Below are 23,798 nucleotides of genomic sequence, written 5' to 3'. Positions count from 1 at the left end.
AGGTCTACCAATGGATTTCGGCATCGTGCTGCAACCCGACCCACCTGCCTCGCGTGTGGTGGAGTTGGCGGTCGCCGCGGAGAACCGGGGATTCGACTACGTCTGGACGTTCGACTCACACCTGCTGTGGCAGGAGCCCTATGTCATCCACGGTCAGATCCTGGCGGCCACCCGCAAGGTGATCGTCGGCCCCATGGTCACCAACCCGATCAGCCGCGATGTCACGGTCACCGCCTCCACCTACGCGACGCTGAACTCGATGTTCGGCAATCGCACCGTGTGCTCGATCGGCCGCGGCGACAGCGCCGTGCGGACGTTGTCCGGGAAGCCCTCCACACTGGCCGCCCTGAGGTCGGCGGTCACGGTGATCTCCGACCTGGCCAACGGGCGCCCCACCGAGATCAACGGCTCCACGGTGTGCCTGCCGTGGGCCGGCAAGTCCACCCTGGATGTGTACGTCGGCGCCTATGGACCGAAGGCACTCGAGCTGTGCGGACAGGTCGCCGACGGATTCCTGTTGCAGCTGGCCGATCCCGACATCACCAAGTGGATGATCGAACGAGTCAAGAATGCCGCGGCCGACGCCGGACGCAACCCCGACGACGTCAAGGTCTGCGTCGGCGCACCGGCCTACATCGGCGACGACCTGGACCACCAACGCGACCAATGCCGTTGGTTCGGCGGAATGGTCGGCAACCACGTCGCCGACATCGTCACCAAATACGGCACCAGTGGCGCAGTGCCCCAGGCACTCACCGACTACATCAAGGGTCGCCACGGTTACGACTACAACGCACACGGACGCGCAGGCAGCTCACACTCGGACTTCGTGCCCGACGACGTCATCGACCGCTTCTGCATCCTGGGATCCGCCGATGCGCACATCGCCAAACTGCAGGAATTGCAGAAGCTCGGCGTCGACCAGTTCGCGGTCTACCTGCAACACGACGGCCAGGACCACACCCTGGCCGAGTACGGCAAATCGGTCATCCCAGCGATCAACCGCCCGGGCGACGTCATCCTCAGCTGAGCGACGCCACCCAAAACCATTGAGCGAGAGAGGAAACGATCCCATGACCACGATCAAGGCAGCCCTCACCCAGGTGGCCTGGACCGGAGACGAAGAGTCGATGGTGGCCAAACACGAGGATCTGACCCGGCAGGCCGCCGCGGCCGGCGCGCAGATCATCTGCTTCCAGGAACTCTTCCACGGCCCCTACTTCGGCATCGTGCAGGATCCGAAGTACTACGAGTACGCCCAGGCGGTCCCGGGACCGCTCACCGAGCGCTTCTCGGCGCTGGCCAAAGAACTCGGGGTCGTGCTGGTGCTCCCGCTGTACGAGGAGGAGATGCCGGGCGTCTACTACAACACGGCAGCGGTGATCGACGCTGACGGAAGCTATCTCGGCAAGTACCGGAAGAACCACATCCCCCACGTCGACCGATTCTGGGAGAAGTTCTACTTCAAACCCGGCAATCTCGGATACCCGGTGTTCGACACCGCTGTGGGCAGGGTCGGCGTGTACATCTGTTACGACCGCCACTTCCCGGAAGGCTGGCGCGAGTTCGGACTCGCCGGTGCCGAGGTGGTCTTCAACCCTTCGGCCACCAAACCCGGCCTGTCCAATCGGCTCTGGGAACTGGAGCAGCCTGCAGCCGCCGCCAACAACCAGTATTTCGTAGGGGCCAATAATCGGATCGGCACCGAGGCCGGCGAATTCGGCGATGACGCCGTGACCTTCTACGGAAGCTCGTATTTCGTGGATCCCCGTGGTAACTACGTGGGCGACGTGGCCTCGCCGGACGCCGAGGAGATCGTGATACGCGACCTCGACCTGTCCCTCGTGCGCACCGTACGCAACGACTGGCAGTTCTACCGCGACCGTCGCCCCGAATCCTACGAAGCCATTCCCGCCCACTAGATTCCCGCTCACAGATGGAGTCCCCAATGCGCGCCAAGGCACCCAAGACCGCGCCGCCCGGCGACCCCGCACCCATCCCGTTGGATGAGCACGGGCATGCCGTGGAGGCCTCGCTTTACAACGCGGACCTGCGACCGATCCATCCGGCCATGCGCACCTGGACGAGCCGTGTATACCTGACGTTGTGGGTGGCGATGTGCATGAACCCGGCCACCTGGACGCTGGCAGCGTCGCTCATCGCGTTGGGGATGAACTGGGTTCAAGCCCTCTTCACCATCGTGCTGGCCAACCTGATCGTGTTGATCCCCATGCTGCTCAACAGCCACGCAGGCGCCAAGCACGGGATAAGTTTCCCGGTGTTCGCCCGAGCCGCCTACGGTGTGCGCGGGGCGAACCTGCCCGCGGTCATGCGCGGACTGGTGGCATGTGGATGGTTCGGCATTCAAACCTGGTTCGGCGGTCTGGGCCTCAACCTTGCGCTGGGCGCCGCGATCGGACCGTCCTGGTCGCAGGCTCAGCCCGTCGATCTCGGCTTCATCGGAACGCTGCCGGTCACCACCCTGGCGTGCTACCTGATAGTTCTCGCCCTTCAGGTGGCGGTGATTTACAAGGGGTTTGAATCCCTGCGCCGCTTTCAGCAGATCGCCGCGCCAGTCGTCGTGGGCGCGGTTCTGCTCCTGATCGTCGTACTGCTGTTCAAGACCGGCGGCGATCTCGGACCGGTGGTGTCGCAGCCGTCGGAATTGGGCTGGGGATCGCACTTTTGGCTCGCGGTCTTCCCGATCAGCCTGATGGCCAATATCGCGTTCTGGTCGACGTTGTCGCTCAACATGCCGGATTTCACCAGGTTCGCCGAAAACCAGCAGGCACAGCGTCGAGGTCAAGCCTGGGGCCTGCCGGCGACCATGCTGGTCGTCTCACTGATGGCGATCCTCGCCACCTCCCTTGCCTCACAGCACTACGGGGTGACGGCTGCCGAGCTATGGAACCCCGACGAGTTGGTATCTCATTTCGGCAGTCGCATAGCGATTTTCGTGGGCGCGTTGGCCATCGTCGTCTCGAGTGTGCAGACCAACATGGCGGCCAACCTCGTCAGCCCGGCGCTGGACTTCGCCAATGCACTGCCCAAGCTCATCACGTTCCGGCGGGGCGTGCTGGTCTCGGTCGCCCTCGGCACCCTGATCCTGCCCTGGAAGCTGCTGGCCAGCCCCGAGACCTATGTGTTCGTCTGGCTGGGGTTCTATGGCGGAGTCATGGGTGCTGTGGGCGGCGTCCTGGCGTCGGACTATTGGCTCGCACGTAAGACCGAACTGCGGGTACCCGAGCTGTACATCCTTGATGGCCACTACCACTTCACCAGCGGATGGAATGTTCGTGCGGTGGTCGCCACGGCCGTGGGAGCTTTCGTCGCGGTGGGTGGGGCCTACTCGACACTCGAACCCAACGGAGAGAAATCCGGCCCGTTCCCCGTCGACGGGGTGGTCCCGCTGCTCAAGCCGCTGTACGACTACAACTGGGTCGTGGCCTTCCTGGTCGCCATGGCGGTCTACTGGGTGTTGGCGGCGCATCGCCGGAACAGCCACCACACGGTGCCGTTCGACAGCACGCCTGCACCTTCGCTGACGCCGAGCGCATAGACCGTCCGGGCCGGGGAGCGCCGCAGCGCTTCCCGGCCCGAACAGACCACATCGAGCGAGTGACGGGATTCGAACCCGTGTAAACGGCTTTGCAGGCCGGTGCCTAGCCACTCAGCCACACCCGCATCGATTGGCTACTGTGCCAGCCGCACGGGCGCGGGCCGATGGTTTCGATCGCAATGATCGTTACTCGTCGGCGTCGTCCCCCACCGGTCGGCCGACCACCGCCCCGCCCTGGGGCCATCCGGCCGGCGAGTCCTCCCACGGTTCCTGCCGCCCGTAGGGCGTGAGGTCGAGGAAGGGGTAGCCCACCGCGCTGTGGTCAAGGCCGCGGGCGAAGGCCGAGTAGGTGTGGAACACCTCGTTTCCACGGCGCAGGAACACGCTGGCGCCGGGCCAGTCGCCGCGGAGGTCCTCGTCGGTGAACCCGTCGGCCCGCAGCTCGTCGGCGGACTTGTAGTTGTACTCGATCGGCGCCCGGGCCGGGTCGAGCGTCACGTGGTAGTCGTAGGTGAAATCGCCGTCACGCGACGAATACCACGGGAACGTCCAGCCGTGCTGGTCCCGGTAGGCCGCGATGCTGGCGTACGGCGCCCGGGACACGCAGGCGAACGTGACGTCCTTGCAGTGCAACAACTCTCGGTCGCCTTCGGTGAAGGTCAGGTCTGCGGCGGCAGTGCAACTCGGGCAACCCTGATCGATCGAGTCGATCCACATGAAGTGGTGGATGTAGAGCTGGCTGCGGCCCTCGAACATGTCGAGCAGCCGTACTTCACCGTCGGGGCCCTCGAATACATAGTCCTTCTCCACCTTGACCATCGGCAGCCGGCGCCGTTGGGCGTTTACCGCGTCGCGCAGGTGCGTGACCTCACGCTCGGCGGCCAGTAGTTTCTTGCGCACCTCGAGCCACTCGTCTCGGGTGACGACGTCTGGGTAGGCGTTGAGTGTCAGCGGCATCGAATCACTCCTCGTGTTGGTCCTAGAGGAGAGACTCGCGCCGTGGCGGAAACTCATCGCACACGACCGTGCGCAAAGTGTCGACGTTGCGCGGCGTGTTGGGCGNCCCGCTGGTGGCCATCGTCGGCGTCACCGCGCTGTCGATGCTGGCGCCGTTCGGCGACGTCACCCGTATCAAGCTCGACGGATCGCTGCTCGACGCGCTGGCCCTGCCCAGCCTGCCCGACGGCAACTGGGGCGCGTTTGCGACGGGCGTGCTGACCGTGGCGCTGATCGCCAGCGTCGAGAGCTTGCTGTCGGCGGTCTCGGTCGACCGCATGCACACCGGCCCGCGCACCAACTTCGACCGCGAGATGATCGGTCAGGGCACGGCCAACATGGTCTCCGGCGCGATCGGCGGCCTTCCGGTGACCGGTGTCATCGTTCGCAGCTCCACCAACGTGGCGGCCGGCGCCCGCACCCGGGCCTCGGCGATCCTGCACGGCGTGTGGATCCTGGTGTTCGCCGTGCCGTTCGCCGGGCTGGCCCAGCTGATCCCGACCGCGGCCCTGGCCGGTCTGCTGATCGTCATCGGCTGCCAGCTGGTCAAGCGGGCCCACATCGAAACCGCCAAGCGCACAGGCGATCTCGCGGTCTATGCGGTGACCGTGGCCGGCGTGGTGTTCCTCAACCTGCTCGAAGGCGTGCTGATCGGCCTGGCCCTGGCGGTCGCGCTGACCGTGTGGCGGGTGGTGCGGGCGAACATCGCCGCCGAGCCGACGGGCGAGAACACCTGGCGCGTCGTCATCGAGGGCTCCTGCACCTTCCTGTCGCTGCCGGTCCTCAGCCGCGCCCTGGCCAGCGTCCCGGCCGGCACCGACGTCACCATCGAACTGTCCGTCGACTTCCTCGACCACGCCGCCCACGAGACGATCGAGGAGTGGCAGCGCCAGCACGAGGCAAGTGGTGGCACCGTCGACATCCACGACGTGGGCGCGGTCGAAATGGCCAGTGCGGTGGCCGGACCGCCGATCCGCGGCTTCACGCCGTTCGACAAGCGCTCCGGCGTGGTGCCGTGGAGCTCGTGGCAGCGGGAGGAGTCGGCGTCCGTGCTGCACGGCCTGGCCGCCTACCACCGTCGTACCGCCCCCGTGCTGCGTCCGCACCTGCAGGATCTCGTGCACGCCCAGCGGCCCGAGACGCTGTTCCTCACCTGCGCCGATTCGCGGGTGGTGCCCAACGTCATCACCAGCAGCGGCCCCGGCGATCTGTTCACCGTCCGCAACGTCGGCAACATGATCCCGGCCGGCCAGAAGGACGCCTCGATCGAAGCGGCCATCGCGTTCGCGGTGGACAAGCTCAACGTCAGCTCCATCGTGGTGTGCGGCCACTCCAGCTGCGGGGCGATGACCGCGCTGCTGGGTAAGACCGACCCGGGTGACCGGCACCTGGAATCGTGGCTGGCCCATGGCAATCCCTCTCTGAAGGCATTCGACAACGGCAACCACCCGGTGGCGCGGTCGGCTGCCGAGGCGGGCTTCGGCACCGTCGATCAGCTGTCCATGGTCAACATCGCGGTCCAGGTGCAGACCCTGCAGGCGCACCCGCTGGCGCGCCGGGTCAACGTGATCGGGCTGTTCTACGACATCGCCAGCGCCGGGGTGTTGCGGGTGACGCCCACTCACGTGGAGACCCTGGCCGACGCCGCCTGACGGCCCTCTCCACCCCCGCGAGCGACCGTGCTCGTGCGCCGGAAATGCGTACGAGCACGGTCGCTCGTTCATGTGGTCAGCCCTACGGCCGCCAGTCGAACGGGAAGGGCTTGCTCGGCTGATCCCTTGTACTCGTGGGTGAAGCCGAAATCCGTTTCGCGGTAATGCCCTTCACCGATCTTCCAGGCCACGCTGGACAGGCAGTCGCGAGGGGCCGGCTTCCGCGCGAGGCCGCACGGGCGGGGCGGCTCGCAGCCGCACACATCGAACCAATGGCCCCGATGCCAATCCCTGGTCGCCATCGTTCACCTTCCCCAGAAATACCCCTAAGGGGTATGTGACGGGGTGACGTTACAGCGGCGGTTCAGCGCACGCAAGTACCCTGCCGGGGTATCTACTCAGGCGGCACCGCCGCGCGAGGGTGCGCAGAATGCGGACCGCGAGCGGCATGTCCGGCAGCAGACACGCACTCAGTGTCAATGTGGTGATTGCCGCTGTTGCGGTGGTTGGGTTCTTTCCACCTGGTGTCTGGCTCAGACACGCACTGCCACCCGTCTGGGTTGGCGTTCGAGCATTCTGCCGACATCAGGTGGGAAGGACCGACCGGCGTGACTTGATAGGAGCGTGGCACCGCCCCCACTGAGATGTGTCCGCCGGCCGGCCCAACCTTCACTCATCCACCTCTTGATGAAAGAAGGCACTGTCCATGGTGATTGTTGGCACCGATGTACACAAGCGCACCCACACCTTCGTCGCGGTCAACGAGGCCGGCGCCAAGCTGGGTGAAAAAGTCGTCCCCGCGACCACCGCCGGACATCACACGGCGTTGCAGTGGGCACGCAGTCAGTTCGGCGCAGACCTGCTCTGGGGCGTCGAAGATTGCCGCAATCTCTCGGCCCGCCTTGAGCGGGACTTACTCTCGGCGGGCCATGGCCCAGACCCGAGCCTGCGCCCGCACCCGCGGCAAGTCCGATCCGATCGACGCACTGGCCGTCGCGCATGCGGTGCTGCGGTATCCCGATCTGCCCGTCGCTGCCCACGACGAGGTGTCACGGGAGTTGAAGTTGTTAGTGGATCGCCGTGAAGACCTTGTGGCTCAACGGACCTCAACAATCAACCGACTGCTGGGACGAATCCATGAACTCGACCCGGCCCGCACCCCCAAACGCGGTGCTCTGGACCGGGCCAAGACCCGTGCCGAGCTGGGCAACTGGCTCGACACTCTGCACGGACTGCTCGCCGAGCTGGCCCGCGACGAACTCGACGACATCACCCGACTGACCGACACCATCAACGCCCTGGCCGCTCGAATCGGCCAGCACGTCCACGACGTCGCCCCCCAGCTGCTGGCCCTTCAAGGCTGCGGTGAATTGACCGCAGCCAAACTCGTCGGCGAAACCGCCGGAGTAAAGCGGTTCAAAAACGAGGCGGCGTTCGCCCGCCACAGCGGCACCGCCCCCATCCCCGTGTGGTCGGGCAACACCGCCGGACGCGTCCGCCTCACCCGCTCAGGCAACCGCCAACTCAACGCCGCCCTCTACCGCATCGCCATCACCCAGATCCGCATCGCCGACAGCCCCGGACAGCTTTACTACCGCAAACGCCTCGCCCACGGCGACTCATCCACCGAAGCCCTACGCTGCCTCAAACGCCGCCTCGCGCGCACCGTCTACCACCGACTCCACACCGACGAACAAGCCCGNCCCCCCCCCCCCACACCCCCCCCCCCCCCACCCCCCCCCCCCCCCCCGCCTGTAAAGAAGGGACAAAGGCTGGGGGGGGAGGGGGATCAAGCGGCGGCCGGCATCCCCCCCGCCGTAACCGGCCATGTCCTCGAGGCGACGGATCCGGTCGTCGATCGGCGGGTGGGTCGAGAACAGCTTGCCGATGCGCTCGCCGGCCCGGAACGGGCTGGCGATCATCAGGTGTGCCTGATCGGCCAGCTGGGGCTGCGGCGGCAGCGGGGCCGCCTCGACGCCACCGGAGATCTTGCGCAGAGCCGAGGCCAATGCCAGTGGGTCGCCGGTCAATTCGGCACCGGACTGGTCGGCCTGGTACTCACGGGAACGCGACACGGCCATGCGCACCACGGTGGCCGCGATGGGCCCCAGCAGCGAAACCAGGAGCATGGCAAGCGGATTGCCACCTTCACGGTTGCCACCGAACATTCCCGCGAACATGGCCATGTTGGCCAGGGCGGTGATCACCGACGCCATCGCGCCCGCCACACAGGAGATCAGGATGTCGCGGTTGTAGACGTGAGAGAGTTCGTGCCCGAGAACCGCACGCAGCTCACGCTCATTGAGGATCTGCAGGATGCCGGTGGTACAGCACACCGCGGCATTGCGTGGGTTGCGACCGGTGGCGAACGCATTCGGGTTGGCGGTGTCGGAGATGTACAGGCGCGGCATCGGCTGATGCGCCGTGGTGGCCAGCTCCCGCACGATGCGGTAGATCTCGGGCGCCTGCACCTCGGTGATCGGCTGGGCGTGCATCGCGCGCAGCGCCATCTTGTCGCTGTTGAAGTACACGTAGGCGTTCATGCCGACGGCGAACAGCACCGCCAGGTACATCACGTTGCGGCCGAACAACGAACCGACGAACACGATCAACGCCGACATCCCCACCAGCAACAGGAATGTCTTGATCCGGTTCGCGTGCGGATTCCACGTCATCGCAGTTTCCTCCTACTAGGCAACTACTCGACAACCATCGCTGATCTAACGCTCAGTTACCGCCCGCGGTTCCGGAATCAGCCGTGACGGTTCACCGTGTAGTCGACCAGCGTGGCCAGCGCGTCGCGGCCCGGCCCGGCAGGCAGCCCGGCCAGCTCGGCCCGTGCCTGCGCCGCATACTCGGCCACCGTCTCCTTGGCGCGGGCCATTCCGGCCGACACCCGCAGCAGCGCCAGCGCCTCGGCCACGTCCTCGTCCCGCTCGACCGGGTTGGCCAGCAGCTCACGCAGCCGGTCGGCGTCCGGCCCGGTCTCGCGCAGCGCGTACAGCACCGGCAACGTGTGTACGCCCTCCCGCAGGTCAGTGCCCGGCACCTTGCCGGATTCATCGGGATCGCTGTCGATGTCGATGATGTCGTCGGAGATCTGGAAGGCGGTGCCGACGATGCCGCCCAGCCGGGACAGCCGCTCGACCTGCTCGTCGTTGGCGCCCGAGAACGTGGCGCCGAACCGGCCCGAGGCCGCGATCAGGCAGGCCGTCTTCTCGTAGACCACCTTGAGGTAGTGGTCGACGGAGTCGACATGCTCGGCAGCACCGCGGGTCTCGCGCATCTGGCCGGTCACGAGTTGGGCGAATGTGTCAGCAATCACACGCACCGCGTCGGGCCCGAGCCGCGAAACCAGCCGCGAGGCGGTAGCGAACAGGTAGTCGCCGGCCAGGATCGCGATGTTGTTGCCCCAACGGGCGTTGGCGCTCGGCGCCCCACGCCGCATCTGGGCCTCGTCCATCACGTCGTCGTGATACAGCGTGGCCAGGTGTACCAGCTCGATGACCGCACCGGCGATGTGCACCTCGGGATCGTCGGGCCGGGGTCCCAGCGACGCCGAGAGCACGGTGAACAGTGGGCGGAACCGTTTGCCGCCCGCCTGGAACAGATGCTGGACGGCCTCGGCCATGAGCTCGTCGGCTTTGCCCAGCTCGTCAGACATCAGTTGTTCGATCCTGGCGACGTTGTCCCGGACGTCGGCGGCGAAGGCCGCATCCCCGAAATCAACTCCCGCCACCACAGTCGCTGGTGTCCTCATTCGTCCAACATACTGGGAGCAATGGATATCAAGGCAGACGTGGTCGTCGTGGGCGCCGGGCCGGCCGGGTCGGCGGCTGCCGCGTGGGCGGCTCGAGCCGGTCGCGACGTGTTGGTGATCGACTCGGCGCAGTTCCCGCGCGACAAGGCCTGCGGCGACGGGCTGACGCCGCGAGCGGTCGCCGAGCTGGAGCGGCTCGGCATGGGGCCGTGGCTGGACACCCGGATCCGGCACCACGGTTTGCGGATGTCGGGATTCGGCGCCGACGTCGAGGTGCCCTGGCCGGGCCCCTCGTTCCCGTCCACCGGCAGTGCCGCCCCGCGCACCGAACTCGACGACCGGATCCGCTCGGTCGCCGCCGACGACGGCGCCAAGATGCGGCTGGGCGCCAAAGCCGTTGGGGTGGCGCATGACTCACGTGGACGCGTCGAATCGGTACAGCTCGACGACGGCGCCACCGTCGGCTGCACCGACCTGATCGTCGCCGACGGGGCCCGCTCGACCCTGGGTCGCGTGCTGGGTCGTACCTGGCACAAGGAAACCGTCTACGGCACCGCGATCCGCGCCTACATCGCCACGCCGCGCGCCGACGAGCCGTGGATCACCTCACATCTCGAGCTGCGCTCCCCCGAAGGGCAGGTTCTGCCCGGCTACGGATGGATCTTCCCGCTGGGCAACGGCGAGGTGAACATCGGGGTGGGCGCGCTGGCGACGGACAAACGGCCCGCGCACGCCGCGCTGCGACCGCTGCTGACGTATTACACCCAGCTGCGCCGCGAGGAGTGGGGGTTGTCCGGTGAACCGCGCGCCGCGTTGTCGGCGCTGCTGCCGATGGGCGGCGCGGTGTCCGGGGTGGCCGGACCCAACTGGATGCTGGTCGGCGACGCGGCAGCATGTGTCAATCCGCTCAACGGAGAGGGCATCGACTACGGGCTGGAGACCGGACGGCTGGCCGCCGAGCTGCTCGGCACCGGCGACTACGCCCACGCCTGGCCGGCGGTTCTACAGGAGCATTACGCGCACGGCTTCTCGGTGGCCCGGCGGTTGGCGCTGCTGCTGACCCTGCCCCGGTTCCTGCCGATGACCGGGCCGGTGGCGCTGCGGTCCACCGCGCTGATGCGCATCGCGGTGCGCGTGATGGGCAACCTGGTCACCGAAGAGGACGACGACTGGATCGCCCGGGTGTGGCGCGGAGCCGGGCTGGCGTCACGTCGCCTGGATCAGCGCAAGCCGTTCAGCTGACCCGGTTGAGCAACCAGATCCGCGTGGACAGTGCCGTCGCGAAGGCACACCACAGCGGATAGGGCGTGAGGATCGCGCCGGGGGCACCCTGGGCCTGCACCGCGCGACGGGTGAGGTCGGCGCTGCTGGCGGTCAGCGCGGCGGCGGTGACGGCCGCGGCACCGAGCTGACGCTGCGAGAAGAACACCCACGACCACGCGGCGTTGACGGCGAGGTTGCCGGCCAGCGCCACGGTGTATCCGCGGGCCTGATCGGCCTGGCCGTCGGCGCGCAGCCGGTCGATCGTGCGGGCCGACACCACCGCGATACCGGCGTAGAGGATCGGCCAGACGATCGGAAACGCTTGTCGCGGAGGCTGAAAGGACGGCTTACGCAGCTGCTCGTACCACGTAGACTGGGCGGGACGGCTGGCCAGCCCGCCGACGAGCGCAGTGGTCAATGCCGCGGTGGCCGTCTTGGCCAGGGTGATCGGTCGCATGCCGGTTACATACCCCAATCCCCCTGGCCGCACACGTTGGAACGCGCTCGCCGATTTCTACCTAGGGGTCGTCGCTGCACGCGACCAGCAGCCCTGGGGTAGAAACCGGCGTACCTGAGCTCGTGTCAGCGGTCTCGGGAAGCCGGCTCACCGGGCACCGGTGCGGCCACCTGAGCCGCGGGGGTGTAGTACCGGCCCTTGGTCGCCACCGTCATCGCGATGTGGATGACGGGCCCGACGAACATCGCGAGGAACGACGCATACGCCACGGGATAGACCTCGAGAATGCCGAGGGCACCGACGAACACCGCGATGGCCAACGACGTCAGGCCGCACGGATTCCATTCACGGACTTCGCCTTCGCGATACTCGATGTTCTCCGCGCGGCCGAGTTTCAGCCAGCGCCGGCAGATGAAGTAGTCGGCGAGGATGATCAGCACCCACGTATTGGTCAGGACGCCCGTGATCGCGAGGAATGTGCCGAGGTGGTTGATCACGTTGGTGGCGTAGAAGATCACGCCGAACAACCACACCGCGAACATCCACCACGGCCGGCCCGGCCGGAAGTGTGCGATGACGTCGAAACCACTCGACAGGGTGATCGATCCGCCGTAGAGGTTCATCACGTTGATGCGGATCTGGGTGACCAACACGAACACGACACCGGCCAACCCCATCAGGTGGACGAAGACGAAACCGGGATCCTGCGCCTTCTCCGTGCCGAATTCGCCCACCAGCGAGGCGCCGAGCATCGCGCCGAGGAAGATCACCGCGAACATCGGGACCAGCTCGAGCAGCATGATCGACGCGGTACCGCGGTAGCGGATGGCGCGCTTGGCGAACCGGCCGTAATCGGTTGCCATCAAACCCTGGAAGATCATCTGACCGTTGGCGAAGCTCATCGCGGTCCACAATGCGGCACCACCCGATACGCCGGTTGCCTCCCACCCGCTGGGGCCGACCACGGTGTGCTTGGATCCCAGCGAGATCAGCGCCCACACCATCAGACCTACGAAGATCGGAAAGCCCCAGGTCTGCAGGGCCGACATCGCATACATCCCCCGCCAGACGAAACCGATTGTGACCAAACCGATCAACGCGAAGATCGCGACTCCGGCCAGCGAGCCGATCGGAATGTCGAAGTAGAACGCCAGCGCGTGGGACACGATGGTGCCCTCGAACAGGAAGTAGTACACGAAGTTGATGGCGTAGATGAACGAGGTCACCGCGGCCCCGCGGCTGCCGAATCCGAGCCCACGGGATATCAGGCTCTGCGACAGGCCTTCCCGGCTGGCCATGCGCATCGTCAGCGCGCCGATGAGGATCGCACCGAAGAAGAAGTACCCGATCGGGATGAGCATCATCGGCCAACCGACGAGGAAGGTCTGTTGGGCGCCGAACGAGAAGAAGAACATTGCCGTGGCGTTGCCGAGAAGGACAAGGCTGATCGCGGGGATCGGCCACCGTTTGTTGTCCGGCACCCGGTCGATGGCGTAGCTCTCGATCTGGTCATCGATCGAGGCCTCCGGACCGCGGAACAGGCTGCGTAGAGACATCACACTCCGTTGTTGAAGGGGTTTTCCGGACGGTTCAGACCGTGACGGCGGTTGACCAGCGTGGGTCGACAGGACGTTGGGGATCGGCGCCGAATCGCTCGATGAACTCGGTCGCGGTACGCGTGGCCGCGCCGAGACAGTAGTCCGTGAAGGCGGCGAGTTCGGTCGGATCCGGTTTCACGTCTGCACTCGCTACGAGCCATTCCCGTTCGAGAGCATCGAATTCTCGCCGGATGGCGGCGGCACGGCCGGCGAAGTCGCGCGCCGCCGGATCCTTGGCGGCATCGAGGAGCTGCTGCCAGCGCCACCATGTGGACACCGGATCGTGGCCCGCGGTGCTGTGATCGCGGGGATCCCACGATGTCCCGGCGGGCAGCGGCCGCTGCACGTTGTCGGGCAGCCGCCCGGATTCGACGAAGTACGGAACGTACACGCCTGTGCACGGTGTGACCGGGCACCACCACAGCGCCACCGGACGATCCGGATCGGCATGTAGCTTGACGACCAGTGAGGCCGCGGTATTGCCCCAGGTGAATCCGGAGGGGTGTTCATGCATGCACAGGGTGAGGAAATCAGGGCGTGACGCATCGAATGTCGGCCCGCCCAGGAACGTGCCCTCGAGGTGATCCCGCAGCACCCCGAATGCCGCAGGTACATCGAGACCGCCACCGGCACGGGCGGCCGCGAGCAGCTCTTCGGCCCGTCGCCGGCGGATGTGTGAAACCTGCAGCGGCGTACCGGGATCGGTATACGCGTCGGCCATGTCGAAGGTCCGGTCGGCGGGGTACCAACCGGCGTCGACGGCACGGCGAGGGAGCCCGTCGCTCATCAGATCGGGGTCGGTGCGGATCGAGAGCTCGTTGCTGATCGCATATGAGCCGCTGCGAACGCGCCTGGCCGCCCAGTCCCGCCCGGCCGTCTCCAGAATCCAGGCCTCGGCCGGATCGGCGATCAGATATGCGTTGTCGTAAGCGCCTGCGGCATGGTCTTTTCCGACGATCGCCGAGCCCCACTGCCCGTGCTCTTCGAGCAGCCGGGTCATCACGGTCAGCGCCTGGTGCGCGGTCGCGCCGCGTTCGAGGCCCAGGCGCACGAGTTCCATGCCCAGCAGGCCGGGTTTCGGTCCGTGGCCGGCGCTCTCGTCGGCTACGGCAGAGGCCCAGGTGCGGGTGAACACGGCCTCGTTGCCGATCGCGACGCGATGTTCGTTGACGCCGATCTCGTAGCCCCAGCACCAGAACGGTGCCGACCCGATGTGGGCATAGGCGTCGGCATCGTCGATGGTGAGGTACGCGAGCCTCAGTGGCGCGCCCGCGGTTCGAGCCGGGTTGTGCCGCAACGGTTGCGCTTCGCCGGCGGGCCGGTCGCTGTTCTTGCCGAAGATGGTCGCGCCGCCGCGCGTGGCATCCGGCAATGCGACGAACGTGTCGCAGCTCCACGGTCGCTGGATCATCTAGCGCGCTCCTTCGAACTCGGGTGACAGGGCATGTCGAGCCACCAGGTCCGCCGCCGCTCGGCGCAGCAGGGCTCGGGTGAGCTCGGGGTCATCGGCGCAGCGGGGATCGATCCGATCCAGTGCGCGCACCTCCGTGAACGACGAGCCGGCACCGGCCGTCAGGTGATTCGTCCCGACCACCGCCACACTTCGCACGCCCAACTCCGCGGCCAGGGCGGCCACCGCGACCGGCCCCTTGCCCCGCAGACTCTGCTCATCGAGGCACCCTTCCCCGGTGAGCAGGAGCCTGGACCCGGCAATCAGGTCGCGGGCGCCGAGCATTTCCAGGAACAGGTCGGCGCCGGAACGTAATTCGGCGCCGAGGACCATACCCGCCCAGGCGAGGCCACCGGCCGCGCCGGAACCGGGTGAACAGTGCAGACCGACGCGATCGACGGCCGGTTCGACCATCGCCGCCAGGTGGGCGAGCGCAGCCGACAGCATCCGGATGGCGTCGTCGTCGGCACCCTTCTGCCGGGCGAAGACCTCGGCCGAGCCGTCGATGCCGACCATCGGGTTGTCCACATCGCAGGCCATCGTCAGGCGTGCCGAGGCCAGCCGCGGGTGCAGGCCGGCGGTGTCCACGGCAGCCAGTGACAGCAGCCGGATGCCCGCCGGTTCGATCGCGTCGCCACCGGCGTCGACAAGTCTCATGCCGAGCGCCGCGAGCATCCCGGCGCCACCGTCCGTGGTTGCCGAGCCGCCGAGACCGACTGTGATGTCGTCGAATCCGTCGTCGAGCAATGCGGCGATGACCAAACCGACACCAAAGCTGGACGCCGTCAGCGCGCGGTGCGGGCTCAGCCGCAGCCCGGCCATGCCGCAGATCGAGGCGACTTCGATGACGGCACGCTTTCCCTTGACGGCGACCGTCGTGCTGCCCGCCTGTCGCCACGCATCGACCACCGGCAACCGGCGCGGGCTCCATCCCGACCGCAGCGCTGCTTCGACGCTGCCGTCACCGCCATCCGCGATCGCGAGCGGTACACACCGTTCCCGCATTCCGAGATCAGCGCACCCGAGTGCCATCGACTCGACCACTTCGGCGGCGGTCAGGCTGCCCTTGAATTTGTCGGGCGCGAGCACGATCCGCGTGCATTCCGGGTTCAACGTGTCCTCCGTCACTTGGATATTGTTCGTCAAGTTAGCACAACGGGCAGATTGGTTGTCGGTCGATCAGACGACCCCGGATACACTGATGCCCTCACGCTGGGGGGGAAGGACTGTCGGAATGACGTTCGAGCTCGATACGCGGTCCGTGGGGGAGGCACTCGTGGTTTCGCTTCGTGAGCGCATCCTCACCGAGGACATCCCGGCCGGACGTCCGGTGACGGAGGCGTCGGTGGCGAGTGACTACGGCGTCGCCCGCCAGACGGCGAAAGCGGCGATCGAGCACCTCGTGGCCGAAGGGCTACTCAAACGCTCTGCCCACCGCAGTGCTCGAGTGCCAGTTCTCGATATCGCACAGGTGCAGGATCTGTACTTCGCCCGCCGATTCATCGAGAGCCAGGCTTACGGTCTGCTCGCCCGCGAACGAAAGTATTCGGATGCGGCCCGCAAGGCCCACGAGGCATTTCGTTCCGCCATCGCGGGAAATGACCTCGTCAACGTGGTCGAGGCCGACATCTGCCTGCACACCGAGTTGGTGCACAGCCTCGGCAGCCCGCACCTGGACCGGGCCCATCGCCTGGTAGTGAACGAGATGCGTCTGTGCCTCGCCCAGGTGCAGAGCCATCACCTTCTCGACCCGGCGGTGATCCATGAGGAGCACAGCGGGATCTTGACGGCGATCACCGAGGGAGACCACGAACGCGCGGCACGACTGGGAGACGAGCATCTCCAGCATGCCGAGCAGAGATTGCTCGATTACCTGAGGAACCGCTAGCGGCTGGTTCGGGAACGCCGGCCGCCGTCAGCGCCGCGGGCCCACTCACCGATTTCCACATCGAGATCGTCGCCGCACGCGACCAGCAGCCCTGAGGTGAAAACCGGCGCCGAGGCGTGCGGCGAGGAATCGGCGCGGGTGAAGCGCCGACGCGCCTACGTCAGCGGTACTCGCACAGGTAGGCCGTCTCGGTCTCGACGCGCACCTGGAACTTGCTGTCGGCGGGCACGGTGAAATGCTCACCGGCGGCAAAGGTCTCCCACTGCTCTTGGCCGGGCAGCTTGACGGTCAGCGCACCGGACACCACGCGCATGATCTCGAGCTGCGAGGTGCCGAACTCGTACTCACCGACCGCCATGACGCCGACGGTCGCGGGCCCCTCCGGCGTCGCGAACGCGATCGATGCGACGTCGCCGTCGAAGTACTCGTTGACCTTGAACACTGCGGCTCCTCGAATTCGGGTGAGCGGTCAGGATACGCGGGCGGGAGGCCCACGCAGTCGGCTACACCACGTACTTGAGTACGCCGAGCATCGCGTTCTCGTCAGCGGGCTCGGCGGTGCACCGATCCAGCTCAGCCAGCACGGCCTCCGGGTCCATGCCGGTGCCGATCATCACCAGCTCGGTACCGCCGGCACGCCGCTTCTCGAAGCGCAGCGAGCTGCCGACAAGCTGCAGCAGGAAGCGTTGCGCGCCGAAGTCGACGAATCCTTTTGCCCGGTAGAGGCCTTCGGGGCGGTTCTGCAGAAACTCCATGAATCGGCGCGGGTTCACCACGGCCTCGGTGCGGAACTCGACGCTCTGATACTCGGGATGGTGGTGGTCGTGCTCGTCGTGCAGCAGCTCGTCGAAGGACAGCTGAGCCTGAGGCGCCCGCTCCGGCGGGTCGATCAGCAGTTCGGGGTCGATCCGGGCAAAGTCGGTGGGCAGCACCGGAACCCGTGGATTGAGCTCGCGAATCCGGGCGAGCAGGCCGTCGACATCGGGGCACGAGGACGCCTTGTTGAGCACGACGAGATCGGCGACGGGAAGCCCGTGGCTCGGGTCGGGCTGCAGGCCGTCGAGGACCAGGACCAACCCGGCGTAGTGGTAGCGGGAATCATCGGTGGTGATGATGGTGCGGGCCAGTGCCGCCGGCTCGGCCACGCCGCTGGCCTCCACCACGATCAGATCGAGCCGGGGTTTGACGGCGGCGAGCTTGCCGAGCATCTCGCCGGCCTCCTCGGCGTCCACCGCGCAGCAGATACACCCGTTGGACAGCGATGCCATGGCATCGACCTGGCCGGCCACCAACATGGCGTCGATGTTCACCGCGCCGAAGTCGTTGACCAGCGCGCCGATGCGGACGCCGCGACTGTTGCGCAGCAGATGGTTGAGCAGCGTGGTTTTTCCGGCGCCGAGATGACCGGCGACCGCGAGCACAGGTACCGATGTCACCGGGCCATCGTAGTTATTGGAAATTGTTTTCAGTAAGAGGGTCAGGTTGGCCAGCGGGTGTCGACGATGTCCAGCGCATGGGGCAGCCTGGGCCGCAAGAATGACCCGGTGCGCAGAACTCCAACCTGGTCGATGGTCATCGCGATCACCATCCTCAGCCTCACCGGCTGCACCTCCACCGTGTCCGGCACCGCCCTGACCAAGGCGCCGTCGCCCGAGGAGATCAAGCTCGACCAGATCATGCTGCCGATCGAGGAACTCAGGCAGATCGTCGGAGCCGACAACATATCGTTCACCAGCAAGTCCGCGGACATGGACAAGAACTTCTGGCGGGTTCGCGATCCGAAGTGCATGCCCGCGCTGTTTCCCGCAGATGACACGGACTACCTGTTCACCTACTGGACGGCGGTCCGCAACCAGGTGGCCCAGGATCCCGACTCAGACCACCGCCACTGGGTCCAGCAGACCGCAGTGCTCTACGCGTCCGAGGCCGAAGCGCAAGCCAAGCTCAACAGCGCCAAAAAATGGTGGGGTATATGCGCGGGATCCGCGATCCCGATCCGTGAGAAGTCGGGCGACGAGACCAGCGACCGCACCTGGGACATAGGCGATCTCGCCGTCGACGGCGACCTCGTCACACAGACCACCACCCGGGCCGGCACCGACGGATGGGCCTGCCAGCATGCCCTGTCGGTAGTGGCCAAGATGTCCGTCGAGGCCAAGGTGTGTGGCTACCAGGTGCAGGACCAGGCAGTCGCCATCGTCGACAAGCTCGCGGCCAACGCCCGGTGAAACCGAGCGCTACCGCCCCACGGCCACCAAGTGATAGGCGAGCTTGATGATCGAGTAGTCCTTGCCGCCGCACATCCGGACGTCGACCTTGAGCCTGATCCGTTCGAAGTTGCTCTGGTCGCCGGTGAGCCCGACCGTATCCCAGGTGCAGCTGCGGATCTCGGTCCCCGACGCATCGGCCGAATCGTTGTCCTGGAACGAGAATCCGGCCACGGTGACGATCGGCGAGACATCCCGCACGCTGCGCCACGGAGGGCCGACCTCCATGTGCACCTCATGCGCCCGCCAGGTCTTGTCGTCGTCGTTCGGATAGAAGTCGCCGCTGAGCGGGAGATCTTGCAGCACATCACTTCCCGGCAGGGGTTCGAGCCCGATCGGCGCGCCGTAGACGTTGTTGATGTCCTTGTCCATGAAGTTCGCGTAGCCGGAGATGACCCGGCATTGGGTTCCGGCGCTCGGCACCGGAATGTTCAGCAACTCTTCCGTCTCCAGCGATGCCGGCGTGATGATTCCAGCCATCTCGATTCCCTCCCCTTTGTCAGACGCGCTTTGCGTGCTCGAACGCTAAAGCGCGGTCTGCGGAGTCGCTGGGGTAATCCGGTACCCCATTCGCACCGCGTGGGGCGCCTCGACATTGAAGTACGGAGTGACATTTCCCGACCGATACACTCGGCGAGATGCCGACGAAGCCGTGGGATGGCGACCGACCTCAAACGCCGCGCATCGTGCTCGAACGCACGGCCGTATCCGCCCGCGGCCTGTCCTTCACCTTCGCGACCGAGCACATATCCGCACCGACGGATTGGTGCAGCTTCGACAGACACAACCACTTGATGTACGTGTACCGCCACGGAGCCATGCGATCGATGAAGACGCTGCTCGATTGGGGACCCTCGGGCCAGACCCCACCCAGCGCCGGCGACATCTGGTGGAAGCCGGCGGGGATTCCGTGCGCGGCACTGGTTCAGGGCAACGTGGCCGCCTACTGCGAGATCGCCATACCCGGCCAGGCGATCGACGATGCGGCCCTGATCCCGCGGGTCAAGTACCAGGACATGCTGGTTCGTCACCTGGTCGAGCAGATCAACGGCGTCGCCGGCCGAAGGGACGTCGTCGCGCGACTCCTGACGGACTCGCTCGCCGAAACCCTGCGCCTGTTGATCCTCGACACCTGCACCGCGCCGCGCCCACGTCAGCAGCAACGCCGGACCACGCTGAACTCCGCAACCAAATCGACAATCGCGGCGTACCTGAGCGACAGTCTCGACGAGGACATCACGCTGGAGAAACTGGCCCAGTTGGCCGGCCTGCCGGTGGGCACCTTCACGCAAGCGTTCCGCAATACCTTTCACATCAGCCCGTACCAGTTCGTCTTGGACCGCCGGATCACAAGGGCTCAGACATTGTTGCTGACGACGTCGCTGTCCATCGGCGAGATCGCCGCGATGGTCGGATTCTCGAACCCCACTCACTTTGCCGCCGCATTCAAGCGGCGAGTCGGCGTCTCGCCCCGCAGTTTCCGGTTGCGCGGCTAAAACACCTGCCCTACATAGCAAAAGCCCTTTTTGGCCGCGCTTGAACTGCTTGCGTCGCGCAGATGTTTACCGATGCGAACATTCGCATCTACAAGAATTGAAACGTGTTTCAGAATACGAATGTTTCTCCGATCGATCTCGGCTACCTTCGCTCGGTCAGTGATCGCTGACACATTTTCTCGATCAGAAGGAGTCCGAGTTGCAACTCGCACTACGGCGTTATGTGACTGCCGGCGTGGCGATTGTCGGCGCCGGCATCATCGCGGCCACCCCCATCACCGCGGCGGCGCCCGAGATCCAGAACCGCGCGGTGACGCTGTCGGCCGCGGTGCAAACTCTGGATCTGCCGAGCCCGGCCGATGCCAGCCCCTTCGCGTCGACGCTGGCTGAGTCGTCATTCGTCGACCCCATCGCGCGATGGGGCGAGGTGTTCGAGCTGTCAACTACCAACCTGACCAAGCTCTTCCAGGCCGCGCTGGCCGAACCGGCACCGGTACTGCGCCAGATCATCGCCAATCAGACGGGCTACGCCGAACTTGTCGGCGAGTCAATGTCGACGACGGTCCAGAACTTGATCAACGCGGCGACCATCTACATTCCGGAATATCTGGAAGAGGCGCGCCTCAAGTTCGAGGCCGGTGACATCATGGGCGTCGGCAACGTCATGTCGCGCGCCACCCTCACTATCGCGTCGACCCTGTTCCCGCTGCTCAATCTCCTCTCCATCCCCAAACAGATGGTCGGCAATCTGTCCAACGTGCTGAATCTTCTGTCCTACAAATCATTCATCGATGTAGGGCTGGTAGGCCAGGTCGGCATGGGCTACGTCAGCCTCATCCAGGGCTACGTGTCAGCGGGCGCCGCTCGCATCGGGCAGGACCTTTACGACGCCGTCAAGACTGGCGACATGGTGAAGTTCGCGAGCACGATCATCAACGCACCGGCCGATACCGTCAGCTCGATCCTCAACGGGTCCTATGTGCCTCCTCGGCGCCCCGGAGCGCCCGGCAGCTGGACCGCCGGGCTCTTCAGCCCTGACCGGATGTACGCTCCGCTGCGGGCGATCCTGATCGACGTCCCCAAGGCGATCGCCGCGGCGATCACCCCGCCCGCCGCGCCGTCCACCGCACGCCTGGTGGCCGGAACCACCTCGGAAACAACAGGATCCGAGGTGGCCGGCGCCGACAACGCACTCCCGGCTATTACGGAAGCCGACGAGGCAACCGGTGACTCGGCAAGCCCGCTGACCGAGAAGTCCGAGTCGCAAGTATCGCCCGCCGATACCGGCGCGGCGGTGACCGACCCGGAGGCGACGCCGTCGGAAACCACGACCCCGGTGTCCTCGGAGACTGAAGCGGCACCGGTCGCCGACGAATCCGAGACGCCGGCAGTCACCTCCGAAGCCCCGAACGCCAAGCCGTTCAAATCCCTGGTGCGCCACAGCATTGTCGCGGTCCCTGGCAAGACCGCCGCTGACACCGCTGCCGGCGGAAAGACGGTGAAACCTGTAAAGGAAGCCGCCGAGAAGGTGTCAGCGACCCTGGACAAGATCGGTCAGAAGGTCAAAAAGGCGTTCGACAAGCCGGCCAAGAAGGCGGCAGCAGCCGATAAGGACGCCGGCAGCAAGGAATAGCGCTGCATCGCACGGCGATCGGCCCCTCTCGTAATTCGAGAGGGGCCGTTCCTTGCCTGTGCGAGCGTGCGCAAAATGCCGACAAATTGCGGCGTGGCGGGCGGCAGACGCGCACGCTCGCGCTGCTCAGACGGACGGTTTGGTGGCGGCGTGCAGCGCCACGATGCCGCCGGTCAGGTTGCGCCACTTGACCTCTGACCAGCCGGCCTCGCCGATGCGGCGGGCCAACTCGGCTTGATCGGGCCAAGCCCGGATCGACTCGGCCAGGTACACGTAGGCGTCCGGGTTGCTCGACACCGCGGTGGCCATCCGCGGCAGCGCCTGCATCAGATACTCCTTGTAGAGCGTGGCGAACGCCCGGTTGGTCGGCGTGGAGAACTCGCACACCACCAGCCGGCCGCCGGGCCGCGTCACCCGCGCCATCTCGCGCAGGCCCGCCACATGGTCAACCACGTTGCGCAATCCGAAGCTGATGGTGACCGCATCGAACACGCCGTCGGCGAACGGCAGGCGCGTGGCGTCGGCCCCCACCTTGGGCACCGGACGGGACGCACCGGCCGCGAGCATGCCAACGGAGAAATCCGCGGCCACACACCACGCGCCCGAACTCGCCAGCTCGACCGTGGACACCGCGGTCCCCGCGGCCAGGTCGAGCACCTTGTCGCCGGGTCCGATGCCCAGCGCCGCCCGCGTCTGGCGGCGCCAGAACCGGTCCTGCCCGAGCGAGAGCACCGTGTTGGTCAGGTCGTAACGGCGCGCCACGGCATCGAACATCGATGCCACTTCATGGGGGTCCTTCTCCAGGCTCGCTCGACTCACGCCGCCGACGGTACCCGTAGTCATCCCTGGGAACTTCCTGCGACCGGGAATTGGCGCTCCACCGGGTCGGCTTGAACCCGGTTATGAGTGGAAAAGTGTGGTTCATCACCGGTGCATCGCGAGGCTTCGGCCGAGAATGGGCGATCGCCGCCCTGGAACGCGGGGACAAGGTCGCCGCCACGGCGCGCGACACCGCGACACTGACCGACCTGGCAGACAAGTACGGCGACGCACTGTTTCCGATCCGGCTGGACGTCACCGACCGCGACGCAGACTTCGCCGCCGTCGGACAGGCCCACGACCGGTTCGGCCGGCTCGACGTCGTCGTCAACAACGCCGGCTACGGCCAGTTCGGGTTCATCGAGGAGTTGTCGGAAGCCGACGCGCGCGATCAGATCGAGACGAACGTGTTCGGCGCGCTGTGGATCACCCAGGCCGCGCTGCCCTACCTGCGAGCACAGGGCAGCGGGCACATCATCCAGGTGTCCTCGATCGGCGGCATCACTGCCTTCCCGTTGGTCGGCATGTACCACGCGTCGAAGTGGGCGCTGGAAGGCTTCTCGCAATCGCTGGCGCAGGAGGTGGCACCGTTCGGCGTACACGTGACGCTGATCGAACCGGGCGGGTTCTCCACCGACTGGGCCGGATCCTCGGCCCGGCATGCCACCCCGCTGCCGGCCTACGACGAGGCCCGCAAGGCCGCCCAGGAAGCACGGGCCCGGCGCACCACCAAGTCCGGTGACCCTAAGGCATCCGCCGCCGCGGTGCTCAAGATCGTCGATACGGAGAATCCGCCGCTGCGGGTGTTCTTCGGCGAGCTGCCGCTGCAGCTGGCCAAGGCCGATTACGAGAGCCGGCTCAAGACCTGGGAGGAGTGGCAGCCGGTCTCGGTCGAGGCGCAGGGCTGACATTCAGCTTTCATGCGACGCGTTTCGGCCCACAACAGCGCGGGAACGCTGT

19 protein-coding genes, 1 tRNA gene and 3 pseudogenes are annotated in these 23,798 nt (G+C 66.4%); 11 read left to right on the top strand and 12 right to left on the bottom strand.

What is annotated here, in order from left to right; translation table 11 throughout:
• The first annotated feature begins 10 nt into the window (after positions 1 to 10).
• The 3 genes from BN4332_RS09105 to BN4332_RS09095 are packed head-to-tail and all read left to right on the top strand — an operon-like array spanning position 11 to position 3,559.
• Entirely contained in the window at positions 11 to 1,030 is a 1,020-nt protein-coding gene (locus BN4332_RS09105; RefSeq protein ID WP_066898143.1) for a TIGR03842 family LLM class F420-dependent oxidoreductase, read from the top strand.
• Between the two features lie 43 nt (positions 1,031 to 1,073).
• Positions 1,074 to 1,922, top strand: a complete 849-nt coding sequence (locus tag BN4332_RS09100) for a nitrilase-related carbon-nitrogen hydrolase (protein WP_066898142.1) — start codon at positions 1,074 to 1,076, stop codon at positions 1,920 to 1,922.
• 26 nt (positions 1,923 to 1,948) lie between these two features.
• Positions 1,949 to 3,559 carry an NCS1 family nucleobase:cation symporter-1 gene (locus tag BN4332_RS09095; RefSeq protein WP_066898141.1) on the top strand — a complete coding sequence of 537 codons (1,611 nt, stop codon included), beginning with the start codon at positions 1,949 to 1,951 and terminating at the stop codon, positions 3,557 to 3,559.
• 54 nt (positions 3,560 to 3,613) lie between these two features.
• On the opposite strand, the gene BN4332_RS09090 is transcribed toward BN4332_RS09095, so the two are convergent.
• A tRNA-Cys gene (locus BN4332_RS09090) sits at positions 3,614 to 3,684 on the bottom strand.
• A 61-nt stretch (positions 3,685 to 3,745) separates the two neighbouring features.
• The gene (locus BN4332_RS09085) at positions 3,746 to 4,516 is read right to left on the bottom strand and encodes a DUF899 domain-containing protein (protein WP_066898140.1); all 771 of its coding nucleotides are present in this window, start codon (positions 4,514 to 4,516) and stop codon (positions 3,746 to 3,748) included.
• Between the two features lie 92 nt (positions 4,517 to 4,608).
• Here BN4332_RS09085 and BN4332_RS09080 point away from each other — a divergent pair.
• Positions 4,609 to 6,207 (top strand): annotated as a pseudogene (locus tag BN4332_RS09080) (carbonic anhydrase); the annotation flags it as partial.
• A gap of 706 nt (positions 6,208 to 6,913) precedes the next feature.
• Positions 6,914 to 7,904 (top strand): annotated as a pseudogene (locus BN4332_RS09075) (IS110 family RNA-guided transposase); the annotation flags it as partial.
• Positions 7,905 to 8,030: 126 nt separating this feature from the next.
• On the opposite strand, the pseudogene htpX reads toward BN4332_RS09075, so the two are convergent.
• Positions 8,031 to 8,882: pseudogene (gene htpX, locus BN4332_RS09070) on the bottom strand (zinc metalloprotease HtpX); the annotation flags it as partial.
• A 77-nt stretch (positions 8,883 to 8,959) separates the two neighbouring features.
• The gene (grcC1, locus tag BN4332_RS09065) at positions 8,960 to 9,967 is read right to left on the bottom strand and encodes a nonaprenyl/(2E,6E)-farnesyl/geranylgeranyl diphosphat synthase (RefSeq protein ID WP_200820284.1); all 1,008 of its coding nucleotides are present in this window, start codon (positions 9,965 to 9,967) and stop codon (positions 8,960 to 8,962) included.
• A gap of 21 nt (positions 9,968 to 9,988) precedes the next feature.
• On the opposite strand from grcC1, the gene menJ reads away from it, so the two are divergent.
• Positions 9,989 to 11,209 carry a menaquinone reductase MenJ gene (gene menJ / locus BN4332_RS09060; protein WP_066898137.1) on the top strand — a complete coding sequence of 407 codons (1,221 nt, stop codon included), beginning with the start codon at positions 9,989 to 9,991 and terminating at the stop codon, positions 11,207 to 11,209.
• Here menJ and BN4332_RS09055 read toward each other — a convergent pair.
• The 4 genes from BN4332_RS09055 to BN4332_RS09040 form a co-directional block, all read right to left on the bottom strand.
• Positions 11,202 to 11,687, bottom strand: a complete 486-nt coding sequence (locus BN4332_RS09055; protein ID WP_066898136.1) for a TspO/MBR family protein — start codon at positions 11,685 to 11,687, stop codon at positions 11,202 to 11,204. The two genes, menJ and BN4332_RS09055, sit on opposite strands and share 8 nt — an antisense overlap.
• A 125-nt stretch (positions 11,688 to 11,812) precedes the next feature.
• Positions 11,813 to 13,243, bottom strand: a complete 1,431-nt coding sequence (locus BN4332_RS09050) for a purine-cytosine permease family protein (protein WP_066898135.1) — start codon at positions 13,241 to 13,243, stop codon at positions 11,813 to 11,815.
• Between the two features lie 34 nt (positions 13,244 to 13,277).
• Positions 13,278 to 14,696 carry a C69 family dipeptidase gene (locus BN4332_RS09045; protein ID WP_066898134.1) on the bottom strand — a complete coding sequence of 473 codons (1,419 nt, stop codon included), beginning with the start codon at positions 14,694 to 14,696 and terminating at the stop codon, positions 13,278 to 13,280.
• Positions 14,697 to 15,863: a glycerate kinase gene (locus tag BN4332_RS09040; protein ID WP_066898133.1), complete on the bottom strand. Its 1,167-nt coding sequence runs from the start codon at positions 15,861 to 15,863 to the stop codon at positions 14,697 to 14,699.
• A 106-nt stretch (positions 15,864 to 15,969) separates the two neighbouring features.
• Between BN4332_RS09040 and BN4332_RS09035 the strand changes: the two genes are divergently transcribed.
• Complete coding sequence (locus BN4332_RS09035) at positions 15,970 to 16,623, top strand: GntR family transcriptional regulator (RefSeq protein WP_066898132.1); 654 nt, start codon at positions 15,970 to 15,972, stop codon at positions 16,621 to 16,623.
• A 160-nt stretch (positions 16,624 to 16,783) separates the two neighbouring features.
• Here the strand turns inward: BN4332_RS09035 and ppnP are convergent, their stop codons facing one another.
• Both ppnP and BN4332_RS09025 read right to left on the bottom strand, forming a co-directional pair.
• Positions 16,784 to 17,065, bottom strand: a complete 282-nt coding sequence (ppnP, locus tag BN4332_RS09030) for a pyrimidine/purine nucleoside phosphorylase (RefSeq protein ID WP_066898131.1) — start codon at positions 17,063 to 17,065, stop codon at positions 16,784 to 16,786.
• Between the two features lie 61 nt (positions 17,066 to 17,126).
• The gene (locus BN4332_RS09025) at positions 17,127 to 18,059 is read right to left on the bottom strand and encodes a CobW family GTP-binding protein (protein ID WP_066898130.1); all 933 of its coding nucleotides are present in this window, start codon (positions 18,057 to 18,059) and stop codon (positions 17,127 to 17,129) included.
• 66 nt (positions 18,060 to 18,125) lie between these two features.
• Between BN4332_RS09025 and BN4332_RS09020 the strand changes: the two genes are divergently transcribed.
• Positions 18,126 to 18,851 carry a sensor domain-containing protein gene (locus tag BN4332_RS09020; RefSeq protein WP_066898129.1) on the top strand — a complete coding sequence of 242 codons (726 nt, stop codon included), beginning with the start codon at positions 18,126 to 18,128 and terminating at the stop codon, positions 18,849 to 18,851.
• A gap of 9 nt (positions 18,852 to 18,860) precedes the next feature.
• Here the strand turns inward: BN4332_RS09020 and BN4332_RS09015 are convergent, their stop codons facing one another.
• Complete coding sequence (locus tag BN4332_RS09015; protein ID WP_066898128.1) at positions 18,861 to 19,370, bottom strand: hypothetical protein; 510 nt, start codon at positions 19,368 to 19,370, stop codon at positions 18,861 to 18,863.
• A 158-nt stretch (positions 19,371 to 19,528) separates the two neighbouring features.
• Between BN4332_RS09015 and BN4332_RS09010 the strand changes: the two genes are divergently transcribed.
• Complete coding sequence (locus BN4332_RS09010; protein ID WP_066898127.1) at positions 19,529 to 20,386, top strand: helix-turn-helix transcriptional regulator; 858 nt, start codon at positions 19,529 to 19,531, stop codon at positions 20,384 to 20,386.
• Between the two features lie 199 nt (positions 20,387 to 20,585).
• Positions 20,586 to 22,019 (top strand): hypothetical protein, encoded by a 1,434-nt coding sequence (locus tag BN4332_RS09005; protein WP_160110826.1) that lies wholly within the window; start codon positions 20,586 to 20,588, stop codon positions 22,017 to 22,019.
• 126 nt (positions 22,020 to 22,145) lie between these two features.
• On the opposite strand, the gene BN4332_RS09000 is transcribed toward BN4332_RS09005, so the two are convergent.
• Positions 22,146 to 22,838, bottom strand: coding sequence for a demethylmenaquinone methyltransferase (locus BN4332_RS09000; RefSeq protein WP_066898125.1), 693 nt, complete (start codon positions 22,836 to 22,838; stop codon positions 22,146 to 22,148).
• 83 nt (positions 22,839 to 22,921) lie between these two features.
• On the opposite strand from BN4332_RS09000, the gene BN4332_RS08995 reads away from it, so the two are divergent.
• Complete coding sequence (locus BN4332_RS08995) at positions 22,922 to 23,746, top strand: SDR family oxidoreductase (RefSeq protein ID WP_066898124.1); 825 nt, start codon at positions 22,922 to 22,924, stop codon at positions 23,744 to 23,746.
• Positions 23,747 to 23,798: the final 52 nt, after the last annotated feature.

The sequence above is a fragment of the Mycolicibacterium houstonense genome (assembly GCF_900078665.2).
GTDB lineage: Bacteria > Actinomycetota > Actinomycetes > Mycobacteriales > Mycobacteriaceae > Mycobacterium > Mycobacterium houstonense.
Note: the sequence above shows the minus strand (reverse complement) of the source record. Positions and strands in the feature narration are given on the sequence as shown.

Excerpts from the sequence above, each read along its gene's own strand:
- BN4332_RS09105 (WP_066898143.1), top strand. The coding sequence starts at position 11 with ATGGATTTCGGCATCGTGCTGCAACCCGACCCACCTGCCTCGCGTGTG.
- BN4332_RS09100 (WP_066898142.1), top strand. The coding sequence starts at position 1,074 with ATGACCACGATCAAGGCAGCCCTCACCCAGGTGGCCTGGACCGGAGAC.
- BN4332_RS09095 (WP_066898141.1), top strand. The coding sequence starts at position 1,949 with ATGCGCGCCAAGGCACCCAAGACCGCGCCGCCCGGCGACCCCGCACCC.
- BN4332_RS09085 (WP_066898140.1), bottom strand. The coding sequence starts at position 4,516 with ATGCCGCTGACACTCAACGCCTACCCAGACGTCGTCACCCGAGACGAG.
- grcC1 (WP_200820284.1), bottom strand. The coding sequence starts at position 9,967 with ATGAGGACACCAGCGACTGTGGTGGCGGGAGTTGATTTCGGGGATGCG.
- menJ (WP_066898137.1), top strand. The coding sequence starts at position 9,989 with ATGGATATCAAGGCAGACGTGGTCGTCGTGGGCGCCGGGCCGGCCGGG.
- BN4332_RS09055 (WP_066898136.1), bottom strand. The coding sequence starts at position 11,687 with ATGCGACCGATCACCCTGGCCAAGACGGCCACCGCGGCATTGACCACT.
- BN4332_RS09050 (WP_066898135.1), bottom strand. The coding sequence starts at position 13,243 with ATGTCTCTACGCAGCCTGTTCCGCGGTCCGGAGGCCTCGATCGATGAC.
- BN4332_RS09045 (WP_066898134.1), bottom strand. The coding sequence starts at position 14,696 with ATGATCCAGCGACCGTGGAGCTGCGACACGTTCGTCGCATTGCCGGAT.
- BN4332_RS09035 (WP_066898132.1), top strand. The coding sequence starts at position 15,970 with ATGACGTTCGAGCTCGATACGCGGTCCGTGGGGGAGGCACTCGTGGTT.
- BN4332_RS09020 (WP_066898129.1), top strand. The coding sequence starts at position 18,126 with ATGTCCAGCGCATGGGGCAGCCTGGGCCGCAAGAATGACCCGGTGCGC.
- BN4332_RS09015 (WP_066898128.1), bottom strand. The coding sequence starts at position 19,370 with ATGGCTGGAATCATCACGCCGGCATCGCTGGAGACGGAAGAGTTGCTG.
- BN4332_RS09010 (WP_066898127.1), top strand. The coding sequence starts at position 19,529 with ATGCCGACGAAGCCGTGGGATGGCGACCGACCTCAAACGCCGCGCATC.
- BN4332_RS08995 (WP_066898124.1), top strand. The coding sequence starts at position 22,922 with ATGAGTGGAAAAGTGTGGTTCATCACCGGTGCATCGCGAGGCTTCGGC.